Source organism: Carboxylicivirga marina (assembly GCF_016612505.1).
Taxonomy (GTDB): domain Bacteria; phylum Bacteroidota; class Bacteroidia; order Bacteroidales; family Marinilabiliaceae; genus Carboxylicivirga; species Carboxylicivirga marina.
Genome location: NZ_JAENRR010000012.1, coordinates 84,243 through 100,410, shown reverse-complemented (window position 1 = coordinate 100,410; position 16,168 = coordinate 84,243). Strand labels below are relative to the sequence as shown.

Genomic DNA, 16,168 nt, shown 5'->3' with positions numbered 1-16,168 from the left:
TAGTTTTTTAGTTGCTTAATACCCTTGGTTTTGTTTTAATGGCTTTGCACTAGAGCTCGATAATTGAATTTGCACATCGGCAATTGGCCAAACTCCACGTGTTTCTCTATCAAATGTGACATCAAACGGGCTTTCGTAATTGTTAGTGATGGTAGCATCGGCAACATCAAGACCACGTCTTAATAAATCCCAATAACGTAAACCTTCGCCAAAGAACTCTTTTCTACGCTCTTCATACACTCTATCGAGGCTTACCGGCGGGTGAGTGCTAAATCCGGCACGCACACGTACTTCCTCGTAATAGCTCTGTGCCTCTCTAGAGAAAGAACCACCATTTAATGACAGCTCAGCGGCCATTAACAGAACATCAGCATATCGTACCACAGGGCGACCATCAGGGTGACCACTAAAGGCGGCATCGTCAACAAACTCGCTTAAAGGCGTAAACTTCTTAAAGTAATATCCGGTATGTTGATAGCTGTTAGAATAACCATTTTCACCTACTTCATCATTCGCATCTAAGATAGTAGCATTACGACGTTCATCATTCGCATCAAAAATGGCATATACATTAGGATGAATAGTTCCAAATCCCCACCCTGCAGCGTATGTTGAAGTATTTGACAAGTCTCTTAATCCATAAAACTGAACATCACCACGGCTGGTTCCTTTACCATTATATGAATAAGGAATCTGATAAACATGTTCCTTACTATAATAGGCTTCTACAGAACCTGAAACCAACCATAAGTTGGCAAAGTTATCTACTAAACCATAGTGGTTATCTTCAATCACATTATCAAGCAAAGAGCTTATGCTACTAAGTGTTACTCCTGGCATCTCTGCCTGACCATAAAAACCTGTATAGAACAGATACATACGTGCTAAAAGTGCTTGAGCTGCATATTTAGTAACACGTCCTTCTTCTCCTTCCACTGTTTCTGGTAAACCTTCTATTGCGGCCAGAAAGTCAGTTGCAATTTGCTCGTATACATCATCCGGATTGGCCTGACCAACCGCAGCATCAGCCAAGGTAATTGGTTCGGTGATCAATGGGATGTTTTCGTACATACGCACCAGGTTAGAGTAGATGTAAGCTCGTATAAATTTTAGCTCAGCCAATATTCTGGCTTTTTCATTCTCATCAGCAAAGGTGATTTGAGGAATTTTTTCAAGTGCAACATTGGCACGATAAATCCCTACATATCCTCTCCACCAAAATTGATCGTGCTGCCAATCGGTAGCCAGCATTTTATGCTTTTCAAAACGTCTGATATCTGTACCGTCTGAAGAACTTCCTCCACCAGTGAACATATCATCGGAGCACATATTAAGGAAAAATTCAAATTCATTGGTTCCCCCTTTATCATCAGTTGTGGCATTATATGCCGCATAGAGCGCTGCATAAGCATCCTCCTCAGTTTGATAGAAATTATCTTCTGTGGTTGCCGTGTGATTATCCACTTCCAGAAAATCGTCACACGAAGTAGCTCCTAAAACAAGCAGAGCCATTATTATATGTAAAATATGTCGTTTCATACTATATGCCTATTTGTATCTTTTAAAATTGTGATTCAAGATTCTATTCTATTAAAATCTTAAGTTCATACCTACAGTAAAGGTTCTGGCTTGAGGATAAGTGCCTGTATCAACACCTGAGTTAATCGTACCCGAACCAAATTCAACATCAACACCCGGGTAATTTGTGAATGTGTACAGGTTTTGTGCTGCTACATACAATTTAAGGTGTTCAATCTTCATTTTGGATAATACTTTGCTATTGAAGGTATAACCCAACTGCAAATTCTTAATACGCAGGTAATCACCATCAATCACATATCTATCTGAGAATCGGCTGTAGTTTTTATTTGGATCTTCAATCGTTGCACGAGGCTCACTGTTAGAGGTATTTTCTCCAGTCCAGCGATTAAGCATGGTTTCAGGAAGGTTGGTTAAACCTGCGTCTAATCGGCGAGAAAGATTGGCAATTTGATGCCCGCCTGCACCTTGCATAAACACTGAAACATCAAATCCCTTCCAGTCAGCAAATAAGGTTAAACCATAAAAATAAACAGGATTAGAATTACCAATGTTAATTTTATCATTATCATCCAGAATACCATCGCCATTTTGGTCAATGAACCTTACATCACCGGGCTGTGCATCAGGCAACATTTTTACGATATCACCATTCTCATTCACTGAAACAGGCATGTTATCAATATCTGTTTGATTCTGGAATAATCCATCTGTTTCATAACCCCAGAAATAGCCCAATGGCTCACCTTCTTCGGCTCTGGTTACTAAACCATAAGTCTGAACAGTAGCTCCTGCTAATACCTTTTCATCATTACCAATATACGTCACTTCATTATCGTTAAATGAGATATTGGCATTGGCACCCCATGAGAATTCACCTGCTTTATCGTTGTAACCAAATTCAAATTCATATCCTCTGTTACGCACCTCAGCTGCATTATCTATTGGTGAATTACTACCATAATGTCCTGGAATCTTAACTGCTAAAAGTAAATCTTTGGTTAATTTATTATAGTAGTCAAATGTAAAGGTGAATTTGCTATCCCAAAAATGCGCATCTAAACCAATATCCGTTTGTTCAGAAGTTTCCCAGCGAATATCGGGTGTAGGAATGGTATTAGGCGCTAAGCCTTGCATAGATGTCCCATTTGTTATCGGATTACCCATTACATAGCTACCAGCATCGGATATATTTGACACATACACAAAGTTACCAATGTGGTTGCTACCATTCCGTCCCCAACTGGCACGTAGTTTAATGAAATTGGTGAAGCTTTTTAAGGATGAAGCAAACTCTTCATTGGTTAAGACCCATCCCCCTGAGAAAGAAGGAAAATAGCCGAACTTGTTATCAGGACCGAATCTTGATGAACCATCTGCTCTGAATGTTGCCGAGAAGAAGTATTTTTCATCAAAATCGTATGTAGCACGAGAAAAGAAAGACACTAATCTGTTTGGAATTCCTTTTCCTCCGCTTGCATTGCGTGTTTCTTTATCACTTAGCGTATTATCGATATAGGCATAGTCTTTTCCTTTAGGTGTTTTTGTAATGTCAACACCACTTCCCCAAAGACTATGAGAAGACTCTTCCAGAATGGTACTACCGGCAACCACATTAACGCTATGTTTAGCGATATCTAAATCATAGGTTACAACGTTTTCCCAGTTATAATTGAAGTAACGATTCATGCTCTTTTGCACATCATCCACCAGGTTATAGTCAGACGGACTTAATTTATACACAGGGTTGTAATTCTCCCAGGTTACATAAGCTAAATCGATACCGTAGGAACTTTTAAACTTTAGGTTGTCCAGAATACTATATTCTAAAAACATGTTACCAACAAACTTGTCAGTTCTTGTTTGTGAATGAAGGTATTCCATTTTACCAACCGGGTTGGTAATGCCCTGTGCCACGTATTCAGATACGCCATATTCACCATTCTCATCACGAACTGGCGTTAAAGGATCAAGGTTATAGGCTGAAGCTAAAGGACCTCCGTAGATATTATTTACATCAATACCACTACTTTCAATATTTGAGTAATACAATGAAGTACCTGTTCTTAACTTATCGTTATGGCTCTTTGTCTCGGCATTAACACGGGCAGTAATACGACCGTAGTTAGAGTTATCAGGCGCAACCAATCCTTCTTGACCAAAATAAGATATACCAGTCGCAATCTTTGCTCTTTCAGTTCCACCATTAAGTGCAATACTGTGGTTCATCATTGGTGCATTCTTGTTGTATATTTCATCTTGCCAGTCAGTATTAGCGCGACTGTTAAAGTCAGTTGGTCTAACACCATCGTTTAATTCCGCTTCGTTATAAAACATGGTATACTGATCAGCATCAAGCAAGGCCAATTTTCTTTCCGGATTTTGAAAACTATGGTAGCCATCATACGATACTGTAAAATTACCAGCACTTCCCTTTTTAGTGGTAATTAATACAACACCATTGGCACCACGTGCACCGTAGATTGATGATGAGGCCGCATCTTTTAATATTTCCATGCTTTCAATGTCGCTCGGGTTCAAATAGTCGATACCCCCCACAGGAAGCCCATCCACGATATATAGCGGGTCAGAATTACCATTGGTTCCAGCACCACGAATCCGCACTGACATACCAGCACCTGGCTGAGCAGAACTACTGGTAACAGTAACTCCGGCAGTACGTCCTTGCAGTGCCTGCTCAACTCTAAGGTTTTGTGTTTTTTCAATGTCGGCTTTGCCCACTGATGAGATGGCTGCTGTCAGGGAGCTTTTCTTACGGGTTCCATATCCCACTGCCACAACTTCATCTAAACTAATGTTACCCGATTCTAAGACAATATTTAAAGCACCCAAGTTACTCACATTGCTTACCAGAACCTCCTGGGTTTCCATACCAATAAACGAGAATACCAAAATATCACTAGATGCAATGTTTTCAATTGAATAGTTTCCATCGACATCAGTTATTACGCCGTTGGTCGTTCCCTTCACTGTAATATTAACCCCTGGTATAGCGCTACCAATATCATCTGTTACCTTACCGGCAACAGATAATGTTTGAGCTAATAAACCTGTTACATTGCATAACAGCAATGCAACGAAAAATAGTTTCAACTTCTTCATAGTACTTTTACTTTTTAACTGATTTAGTCTTATTCATGACCTTGTATTATCTATTTTGATTGTGCGATGGTAAAACTATTGATTAAGGATTGCCAGCCACAACAATGCACATAGATTAAAGGTAGACAGGTCAAAAACTCAAGCTAAATCAACTAGACACACACCCGTTAAAATCACACTCACAACACTTTACATAAATCAATAAATTTAATAAAAATGGCATTTATGTGAGTCTATATTTTTATAAAATGGTGTCTCCTACAGTACATTTAGAGCATGCATATTAATAATCTCTTACTTCAAAGAGCATTCCTGCTAGTTACACATTCGAATATGTTTAACCCGTAATATCAATGCCATTTAGTTAAAGATTCCCTCTCAACCCTTTGGTTAGCTCCCCAAGTGGAGCATTTATGTACAGCTTGCATTTGTTGGCATATACACCAAACTGCCAATTAAATATTCACCTTGGGAAAGTGCCTTAGGCGATGTGGGAAAGAAGTTAGACTTTGTGTTTGTAATATTCACTAAATACTATACCATCCAATCTCTATCGTAATAAATGAGATTTGCTCTCTGTGATGACTTAGCTCTAAGCAATTAAATAATGCAGAATAAAGGGACTAGCATAGTTATAAAATAACGCTTAGGTATGTATACTTTATAAGCTCCGATGACTTCAAAAGCTAAATGTCCTTTATATTTATAGAGGCAAAGTATAAGTCAATAATCCTCCAATTACACTCGGCCTTTTTAGAACTCTCTTATAAAAGTATTGAGGTTCTGAACGTGCTCTAAATTTAGTTTTTTCCGAAGTCGATAACGGGCAGTATCAACACTACTGGTAGAGATATTAAGGAACTGAGCTATTTCACTTGTGTTAGCATTAATTCGTATAAATGATAATAACCGAACATCGTGCGAGGTGAGCCCCTCATACTTTGAGGTTATACGTTTAATGAAATCCTGTTGATCTTCTGAAAAAACCTTATGAAATAAAAACTCCTTTTTCTCCTTATTTATCTCATCATCTATTTTATTGACCCATCGAGCAGCGGCACTATTCTTCATTTGGGATAAGGCTCCTCTTACTTCAACTAAAAAAGAATTTTTGTGTCTTATAACTTCTGTAAACTGCAAGAGCTGTTCTTTCTTCGATTGTATTTGTTCTTCAGCCGAAATCTTTTGGTAATATTTATGGCGTAAACTTAGTTTTTTATTTTTTCCATATTGTAAAATGATAAGGCTAAGTGCAAGAAATACAAACACAAGAATACCAATACGCAGGTAATAATAACCAATACCTTCAATTTTAATAGGAAGCATTGTTTCTCTTTCGATAGTGCCATTGTAACGACACTGAAGCTCAAAAGTGTATTGGCGAGGCTTTAAGTCGCCATAAGCTACCTGTTTTTGAGTAAAGGACCATTCTGACCATTCCTTATTATACGGTAATAAGCGATATCGATATTCAATGTTTTGCTTCTTCTTATTGGCAAACGATAAAGTGATCGTTTTAAACTGACGACTGGCAAGTGTTAATTCCTGGTTGGTGTATGGGTAATAAATTAAGTTCGGATTATTATTTTCTGAATCCGTTATTTCTATCTTTGAAATTATCGGATTCTTCAATGTCTGTCTATTATTTCTGAGACTTAACGGCAGCACCTTAACCCCTTGTTCAGTAGCAATATAAAGAAGCTTATCGCGTATTTTTAAACACTCAAACTGTTCGATGATATCATTATTAACCTCACTTAACAACTTACCATGCACAATAGTAGAACCGTCAGCCAGTTCTTCTATCATCTTAACTTCTTCATTTTGAATAAATACTGCAATATTATTTTCGGGCGATACTTCTAAAGCGCTTATACCTTCTCCAACGATGCTCCGCGTTAAGGCCATTCTACTTTCGACAAAGGTCTCATCAATATATTCAAATATCTTATTCCCATCGTAAAAGAATAAGCCATTACCGGTCGAAAATACATTTTGCATGCTCGTCTCATTAACTGCACACGTATCATCATTTATCTTAATGCAATGAACAGCAATATTGCCACTACCTCCATAAGCCCAAACACATTTATTTGATTTATCATAGCTTAATTTTGGATTACCCCAGAGCCACAAATTTTGTCTTTCAATATACTCACCATTAATCTCTTGCACCCATAAAGTGCCCGTGTAGGCCGAGAATAAGTAATTCTTACTATTCCCAAATTGAGCAACATCCATTACCCCTGTTTTATCGAATACCAGTTGTGATGTATTGTTCTTAACCTTGATTAAACCATTATTATGACAGGCAAAAATACCCGATGCTGATTCATTTAATGCCCAAACCTGCCCTTGCGTACCTGTGACCAATGTAAAATCATTTGACAGATAATTGGTATAAAGTCCTTTATTGGTAGCAACATAGGTTGTCGCATCATTTACTTCTATATCATAGGTAGCCCCTTTACTAATAATTGATTTTAAAAGACTTTCTTTGTTAATCTTGGCAATACCATAATCTAAGCCTGCCCATAAATTACCATTATTATCAACTGCTAAAGAAAGAATCGTATTATCTAACAAGCCGTCTTTGTTCTGAATTTTTCGCTGATATTTAAGCTGCTCATCTCGTGTTTTGACAGGAATAATTCCTTCTAATATAGAACCTATAAATAGTGTATTCTCATCATAATGAACAGCCGAGAAGCAGCTTGTTTGCTCTGGTAGGTTTATCTTTTCAAAACGTGAGCCATCATAAGCAAATATCTGACCATCAAACATCACAATGAAAAGTTTATCATTGTGCTCGAAAAGTACACGTACTTCTTGTTCCTGCCCTTGCGGAAAAGGTTGAACGAAATTAAACCCGTCGACATCAAGTGTTCCTATACCATTGTCGCCATTGATGGTCCATATTTTATTGTTCCACTTACCCAGACCTGACAACCTTTTAGGAAAAGTATATTGAACTAAACTTTTAGTAGAGATTCTGTAAACTGTTATTACATTATTTGACTGAAAAAATACGTTATCACCATTTGTTTCAATATTCCATACATTGCCATTGATATCAGAAAGGTGTTCGTACGATAGTTTACCACTTTCATCGATATTAAAGAAACCTATTTCATCACCTCCGCACCATATCTTGTTTTTATAATGACAAACAGCTCTTAGTGATTTGCCAGATGGTAACTCATCAAGAATCCATTGCCCATAAACGTAGCGTAACAACCCCTCATTATTAGCTATATAAATGACATTATCCTTATCGACTTCAATATCCCAATTCTGTCTGCCCGCACTATAATCTTTTTTATCAAATGTAGTAATATCAGGAACATACGTATAATCAGAAGCGTAAACTACACTACTAATGCAAAGACACAATACAACTATTAGGTTTCTGTGATAGCTCATATATAATTTCGAAATACGGACCCTTCTACCAATCTCTTTTACTCACCAGATTTTAATTGGTTTTATCTCTTCCCATGACAAATGTAACTAATAATTTGCTTTTATAAGTTTTTGAGATGGGCGATTGAAGCAACATCGCGATTTATCGAATCCCAATACCAAACACAACTGTACCAATTATCAGTATAACTATAACAGGTAATCAAAAATATCATTGTCATATAATTAAAGCTTCAGATTCTATTTAACCAATCCCACACCTGATCACTGCAGAAAGCTTGATTTATGGAAGACATTTTTATTAAGTTATATTTATTTATAGTTTTGAAGCATCAATAACTAAACATTGAAACAAACCTACCACATAACACAAGAATCTTTTCCATATTTATTTAAAAAGTATTACCAGGCCTTGTGTGTTTTTGCCAGATACATGCATGATACACCTCATTAAGTTTATCAGCCAGGACTGTATCCTTATATTTTTTTTCAGCATGTTGACGCGCTTTAATGCTTGCTCCTTGGTACCTTTCCTTATCGCTTAATAACACCTCCAGAGCTTCTGCTAATTTTTCGGGAGTATTGGGCTGATACAATATACCTGCTCCATCTACAATCTCAGAAAAAGAGCCTGTATCAGGGACTACAGCTGGGATACCAGCAGCGAAAGCTTCGCATAAATATAAACCCACGCCCTCATCAAATGTCAGTGGAACTGAAATAAGCGAAACAGCATCATAAAAAGAAGCATGATCAGATATTGCATAATCATCAACAAACTCAACATCGCTTTGGTAGGGTTCCAACATCTTCTTAAGCTTCTTTATGAACTTAATATCGGCATTGGTATAGCCTCCTCCTATTTTAAGTTTTAGCTGCAGAATATTATTCTTCTCTTTTAATATCAAAAAGGCTTTGGCTAATATATCTAGACCATTTAAATGGTTCATGCGATAGAAGAAGCCTATCACCGGATCCGTTGGTCTATTCACTTGCTTATAATCGGTCTGATCAATGCCAGGATAGATAACCTCGGGTTCTTTACTATTAGGAAGCCTTTGCTGAAGAACATTCTTATAAAAATTACTGGTGGTTATCAGTTTATCAACATATTGAAGATTGACCTCAATACTATACCATGCATCATTGGCGTATTTTTCTTTCATACTATCAAGCCATACCTCTTCATCCTGTACTGAGCATACAACAGGAATTTCCAGTTTTTCCTTTAATACTTTGGCTATACCTATTAACAATGTACTAGATAGATGTATGATATCCGGTTGCTCGTCTTCTTTTAGCCATGACACTAATCGTTCTACTTCCGCCAAAAAGACCTTATCATCACCATTAATCATCGCCAAAGTCATACCTTCCATTCCATCAGCAGATGTAGTACCGGACAAGGATGCTGCCATCTTAAGCATTGAACCGGAGCTGAGCATTCGCTCTAACCAAAGGGGCATCTTTATTCGTTGGAAGAATTTTTGAGCCAAATAGAATGATGTAGCAGGAAAAAAAACAGGACTATTTGTTTTGAATGCCTTATTGTTAACCGGCAGATAAAGCGGAATAACCATCACATCGTGCCCTTGCTTCCGAAGTGCTGAGGCCTGTAAATTATCACGAAAACAGTTGCCGCAATAAAATGAATCACCAGTTCCAGGTACGATAAATACAATTTTCATAGATGAATATTTACAACAATTAGCTCATTATTTAATCCAAAATCTAATCTTTAATCATTGTTGTCCTAATTCTATTTTCAATTGGGCTGTCCGCCCAAACCCGACTTACTTTTTGTTCTTGATGACAAAAACTAAGGAAAAAGCATCAAGGCTGCACCAGCTTCAATCAAAAAACTACAGTTGATGACTGAAATTGTTTTAAACTCGCCTTTTTTCGTACCTCCAAAAGCCTCAAACAGAAAACAATTCTTAAACGTCATTTCAACCTTGTTTTTTGTCTCACCTGCTGATGCCCTTTTGTAACATGATGTTTCGAGGTACGAATAAATACGTTTAGGACGCTATTGTTCATACTTATAAAGATACTAATCACATATCTGGTTAATAGAGCGCACAGCAATTAGGAATAATCCTTATCAACCACAGTTCTTACAACTTTTTTAACAAATACAAGAATACAAAGTACAAACAAAGCCGCTAAAGTAAAAGCTGTTATCCAGGTACTGCTATCCACATGAATGAAATTAGCGCCAATACTAATGCTAGCACTTATCAAACCAGTTATGATAGCATACAAAGGAATCAGCATGTTTTCACGAAAAAGCAATGCTTCTGTTTTCTGCTTGTTAAATCCCAGTTGCGCATTCATCTTTATTTCATATTGACGAACACTCAGATTTTTACGTACAATAATACCAAAACCCATTATTCCTAGCAATATACCAATACCTCCCAAGGTCATGAAAATGGACAGATACGTATCGGTCACACTATTAAACTGAGCCATGCGATTATTGGTCGTCGTGACACGAATACCATATTCATGCAGGGCTTGCGACAACAGTGTTTTTACTTGTTTTGCACTATTAGGTTCTACGTCCAGTAGAAACACTTCGCTTCCGCTCATATCGGGCCATATGTTTGAAAAAAGCTTCTTATCCATTAAAATATTCCCCTGGAAGATGGTGTTAGGCATCGTCCCGACTAAGCGAACAGCCACTTCCTGGCCGTTTGCAGCAGTGTAATAAATAGTATCACCAAGATTTTTGACCAGACTCCACTGCAAAACGGTGGCATCAATCAACGCAGGATAAACACTGTCATTATCACTCTGTAATTGCTCAAGTAGATTGGCTTTATCGGCCGTATAAATATTATTTTGCAAGCCAAGCTCACTATTAAATAAAGCTTGCATATCAACACCCAACACAGTTGGAGCACTAACTTTATTCAGGTTTAAACAGCTGGCTTCATCGGCGCTATAACGCAAGCACTGAAGGATGGAGCCATCAGCATTTAAATCCTGAAGGTTTAGTTTTTCTCGACCATAAGCAGTGTTTAAATTGTGGTAAACAGGTATAGAGCTTTCGCACCATAGAGCGTATCCTCCAGTTGCTTCTGACAGCTTGTCTGTGTCATTAAAATCCTGCCGATTTAGACCAACAGAATATATAATAAACACTCCTGAAGCCAACAATAAATAGGAAAGCATAGCCTGCTTTTTATTAGCATAAAGTGTTCGCCACATCATTCTGTAATCGTTAAAGTAATTGCCAGATTCTCTCCCATGCCTGCTTATTTCAAAATCAAGCCAAAAGGCAAAGGTGAACATTAACAATACTCCAGTTAAGGCGAAAAGTGAGACTGAGGTGATAAATAACAGATTATAAACGGCCACACAAACAGTAATAAGGCTAAGTGATAATGCCAACCATCTCTTTGCATTAATAGTCATGCGCAGCCGATTCCTTTTATTTGGCTCTTTCTTTAGCTTACTGGCAATAACACGATGTAATATAAATAAGGAGAGCAAAATACCTGTTACAAACCCATATACAACCGTTAACCAGCTAGGATAAACCGACAAACTACTTGTATGCGTCGCTCCCTGCCACAAGGAATTAAGAAGCCAGATGATTAAACCGGTATATATAAAACCAGCTACCACACCGACTAAAGAAGCCAATAGAACCACCGGAAGTGACTCCATCCATAAGAGCTTACGTATGCGTTTTGTGGTATACCCAAGTGCTTTCATCAATTCCTGCTCTTGCTGGCGCTGAATAATCATTTCAGATACAGGTATTACCATTAACAGAATGGCAGAAAGAATGATAAAGAAAGCCAAAGCCATAAACAAGCCAGCAAAATCTACTCCGTTTTGAGCAGCATAAAGAGCCGATTCTCTGGGGTGGAAGACTTGCAATCCAAACATGGATGGATTTAGTTTCGTAAGATCGTGATGGCTCCCTTTCAATCGTATAGCGGTTGCACTGCCATAGCTATTTCCCCATTTTTCGACAATGGCCTCGTAAGATAAAATGGCTTTAGGCGTCGAATGGTGCAATTCCCAATACGCTTCATCTTCAGTAGAGATTAAATCCATATCGATGGGCAAATCACTATCCCACTGGGTACAAGATTCAACATTGGACAACCCTGGAAAATTGGCACTTAAGGTACTGTCTGCCTTTAAAACAGACAATGGCACAATTTTCTTGACTCTTAGCTGTACAGAATCGCTTACCAGCGTTTTAAAATCCGAAGATGTATAGAATCGTATTGTTACCTCATCACCAACAGAAGCTTTAAGTCTGCTGGCCGAATAATCAGATAAGATAAGCTCATCGGCTCCAAGGATTTCGCCCTCATAACTATCTATGGCAGTAATAAATGAATAGGGAATGGAATGCTTATCGTTAAAAATAGAATTGGCCAGGTAGGAGTATACGCGATTAGATTGGGGGTTATTCGCCTGTACAGTTGTGATGACTTCATTTTGAAGGAAAATTCTGTCCGAAGTAATTTCAAAGCCCATCGATTTTTCACGAACCACGATACCTGACAGATGTGGGTTCCATGCTTTTTCCAATTCTTCACTTCTTATATGCCTTTCTGAAAGAATAAGGTTCAGCTTATTGGGCACTCCCATTGCTTCGGCCAATTCATCACGATTAACGAAGATATTAAATGGTACACTCTGCTCGTTTTTCAGGCTTACATTACCGCCATTATCAACACCCACCACCTCATTTAACTCAAGACGAAGACTGCTGGTGTAATTCTCAGTGACAAACATGGAACCAGAAGGAACCATACCCTGTGAAGGTAAACGCAGCACAAGGGTCTCACCTTCTTTCAATTGCATATCTTCCTTTAATGCCTTATTGATTTTGGCATCACCTTTGGCAATTTGCATATCATCAACGCCCCAAACGACAACAGGTATCATTGCGCCATTATGAGAAACAAACCCATTAGAAAGAAGAATTCCTCTGGCAGAAGATTCAAATAAAGAATGATTGGTGAACTGTTCTGATAAAAAGGAGTTTTGAGCAAATATAACTGTTTGCGCATCTCCCAATCTTTCATCTACCTGTTTAACCAAACTATTGCGAACAGAGTCGCCTATTACAAGACTACCGGCAATGACAGCTATAGCAATCAAAATAGCGATTGCAATCAGTTTATAAAAGCGGGCAAAGAACACGACGTTCTTTTTTATAAGGTCAATGGTTTTCACTGTAATATCCCGTTTTTAAGTGTGACAATCCGTTTGGCTGCCTTGGCCATGTCATCAGAATGTGTGACCATGATAACTGTTGTGTTTAGCACCTTGTTAACCTCAGATAATAAAGAAACAATGTTTTGTGCGTTCTCCATATCGAGCTGTCCGGTTGGTTCATCGGCTAACAATACCGATGGTTTCATTATCAGTGCTCTGCAAACAGCCACCCGACTCGATTCACCTCCAGATAAACTCTCTGGTAGTTGATTGGCAACATGTTCAATTTGTGTCATCTCCATCAAATAGTGAGCATAATCAATAAACGACTGAGGTACAGACGACTGGTAAGCAAGAACTGGTAATAGAATATTTTCAAGAGCTGAATATTGCGGTAACAAACGATGATCCTGAAAAACAAAACCAATTAATTTATTTCTAATCTTATAGAGGTCGGCATTCGTCGAAGTCAAGTCCTCCCCGTTTAACAAGTACTGGCCTTCATCGGGTGGCAACAAAGTTCCCAGTATGGATAGCAAGGTCGTTTTTCCTGAACCAGAAGGACCTTTCACTGAAATAAAATCACCCTCCTCCACTTCCAGATTGAGGCCTTTCAATACAGCATTTAAACGATTATTGCCGTCCGCATAGCTCTTGTGTATGTTTGATAACTTGAGTATAGACATTTTTCAGATTTTAATTAGCTTGACTGCCAAAGCAAAGAAGCGTTCCTTTGACCGTTAGTATCATAAAATAACCACCGATAACAGCAGGTGAGCTGGTTATCCTTTCGCCCGTATCGTACTCCCAGAGCAATTCACCACTTCGATTATCAAGAATGGATACAATCCCCGTTTCTGTGCACACAATTAGTTTATCCTTGCATACTACAGGAGCACTTTCACCAGCATCGCCCTTTAGCATGAATTTAAAATTAATATTTCCAGTTGAACGTTCAATAGATACAAGGTGGCGGTTACCAGCATAGACGAAAACACTTTGCGCGTTAATGGCAGGTATTGATAGAAAGGATTCATTATCAGAAGCAGGTTGAAGCACCTTTTTATGGTTTTTAATCTTTCCTTTATCTAGTGAAAGATGATAGATATTACCCGCATAATCACCTACATAACAATCATCTTCATATACCGATGGTGAAGCAGGTATATATTCATCAAGCTCTAAAGAATCAGTACTTTCACCTGTTTCACAATTAATAATTCTTAACCAGGCATCACATCCGCCAAATAAAGCATGTTTGTTCCATAATGCTGCGGCTCCATTAATATAGTAACCCGATTCGAAGCGCTTAAGTAAAGAGCCAGTCTGTTTATTAAGGCAATAAAAATAGTTGTCGTAACTGCCAAATACAATCGCTTCCTCCCCTTCATATTGGACAATATTAGGTGATGCTAATATTTGACCTAGGGTTTCATAACTCCAAAGAGTATCTTTCTTTGTCAGTGAAATGGCCGAAAGAAAACCGTCAATTCTTCCAATGTATAAAGCCGAATCATTAATCATTGGAGTGGCCTCTACCGGTGTTTTTAGATCATAGGAAAAAGCAAGCTGACCATGAATATCCACTCCGGTAATTAATCCCTTTCGGCTACACCAATAGCTTGTACCATTATCAATTACTAAAGAAGAAGCTGTGCGTTGCCCCGTTTTATATGCCCACAACAAACCCGGCTTTTCGGGTAAGCTTATATCAACTGAACCATTTAAACCTGCATTGGCCCTAAACAGATGCCAATCCATATCACTATCAGTATCGGAATCTCCCGAGGAAACTCCGCACGATGTGATTATTAACAGCAGGATTAAAATACCCAGCATGCTCTTGATGCTATTGGCTGAATCATGTATTAACGGTGAGCTGTTCTTCATTTTTTTAAAATTAATCTACATTAAGATACAATGCACCTGTAGGGCAAAGTGATTCGATACCCTCGGGAACATTTGACTTATTCTCCTCAGGTAAAATGACTTCCATCCCAAAGCCCCTGTCCTTAAAAGTAAAGCCGTTATTACTATTGTAGACACATAAACCACAGCGAATACATTTAGCCTGTTCAAACCATAACTGACCTTTTATATTCTCCTTAGTCATTACAGGCATGGCTGACCCCATGTTGTAGCGGGGACGTTTAATTTGATAATCGCCTGCATATTGTCGTAATGAACACCCGCTTCTGCCATCGCAGGCACAATGCAAGCAACTTGATTTGCTGGAGACCGTTTCCTTTAAGCGTTGTTTTTCACCATCAGTAAAACGTCCAAGTTTGGATTGAAACATCTTTTTTTCAATAACAGCATTTTCAACTTCCTTCACTTCTGAAGCATCAAACATCTCCGTTATCTCTTTAATTATTTGACGTATACTGACAGCCGTATCCACATTTCTGCGCCTGCAAGCTTTTTCACAAGGGGCTTTACAGGTATCACAAGCCAATACGGGTAATTGAAAAGCATGTTTAATAAGTCCCAACGCATCTTCGAGATTGTCTTTATCATAGCTGTTTAGCATTGCCTCTACATCCAATCCCTCAGGACACACCAAAGAGCATGGCGCTTCACAATCGGCACGATGGTCACTTAACAACAAATCAAGAGACATTTTTCGAACGCCTTTTACCTCATCACTTTCGGTATCTATATGCATACCTTCCGTTGGCAGGGTGGTGCATGATGGTATAATTTGACCATTCGTCAGATTTCGGACGGCACAAACCATACAGGACGATTTATGCACCGCATTTTTTGACCAGCAAAGTGATGGAATATCAAGACCTATGCGGCGACAAGCCTCAATAATTGTTTCGCCGTCTTCTATCTTAACCTGAATATTGTTTATTTCTATTTGCATATAGTTCGAAGCTTACCAACT

General features: G+C 38.3%; 9 protein-coding genes. All 9 read right to left on the bottom strand.

From position 1 onward, the window contains the following. Positions 1-15 precede the first annotated feature (15 nt). On the bottom strand, positions 16-1,539 hold the full coding sequence (locus JIV24_RS07205) for a RagB/SusD family nutrient uptake outer membrane protein (protein WP_200464356.1): 1,524 nt from the start codon (positions 1,537-1,539) through the stop codon (positions 16-18). A gap of 51 nt (positions 1,540-1,590) precedes the next feature. Then, positions 1,591-4,662 carry a SusC/RagA family TonB-linked outer membrane protein gene (locus JIV24_RS07200; RefSeq protein WP_200464355.1) on the bottom strand — a complete coding sequence of 1,024 codons (3,072 nt, stop codon included), beginning with the start codon at positions 4,660-4,662 and terminating at the stop codon, positions 1,591-1,593. Positions 4,663-5,415: 753 nt separating this feature from the next. After that, positions 5,416-8,085 carry a two-component regulator propeller domain-containing protein gene (locus JIV24_RS07195; RefSeq protein ID WP_200464354.1) on the bottom strand — a complete coding sequence of 890 codons (2,670 nt, stop codon included), beginning with the start codon at positions 8,083-8,085 and terminating at the stop codon, positions 5,416-5,418. Positions 8,086-8,477: 392 nt separating this feature from the next. Further along, entirely contained in the window at positions 8,478-9,773 is a 1,296-nt protein-coding gene (locus tag JIV24_RS07190; RefSeq protein WP_200464353.1) for a glycosyltransferase family 4 protein, read from the bottom strand. 131 nt (positions 9,774-9,904) lie between these two features. Further along, entirely contained in the window at positions 9,905-10,033 is a 129-nt protein-coding gene (locus JIV24_RS22630; protein WP_262896389.1) for a hypothetical protein, read from the bottom strand. A gap of 140 nt (positions 10,034-10,173) precedes the next feature. Then, positions 10,174-13,296: an ABC transporter permease gene (locus JIV24_RS22770; RefSeq protein ID WP_200464352.1), complete on the bottom strand. Its 3,123-nt coding sequence runs from the start codon at positions 13,294-13,296 to the stop codon at positions 10,174-10,176. After that, the gene (locus JIV24_RS07180) at positions 13,293-13,964 is read right to left on the bottom strand and encodes an ABC transporter ATP-binding protein (protein WP_200464351.1); all 672 of its coding nucleotides are present in this window, start codon (positions 13,962-13,964) and stop codon (positions 13,293-13,295) included. Before JIV24_RS07180 ends, JIV24_RS22770 begins: the two co-directional genes overlap by 4 nt. Positions 13,965-13,974: 10 nt before the next feature. Further along, complete coding sequence (locus tag JIV24_RS07175) at positions 13,975-15,168, bottom strand: outer membrane protein assembly factor BamB family protein (RefSeq protein ID WP_200464350.1); 1,194 nt, start codon at positions 15,166-15,168, stop codon at positions 13,975-13,977. 10 nt (positions 15,169-15,178) lie between these two features. Then, positions 15,179-16,147 (bottom strand): 2Fe-2S iron-sulfur cluster-binding protein, encoded by a 969-nt coding sequence (locus JIV24_RS07170; RefSeq protein WP_200464349.1) that lies wholly within the window; start codon positions 16,145-16,147, stop codon positions 15,179-15,181. Positions 16,148-16,168: the final 21 nt, after the last annotated feature.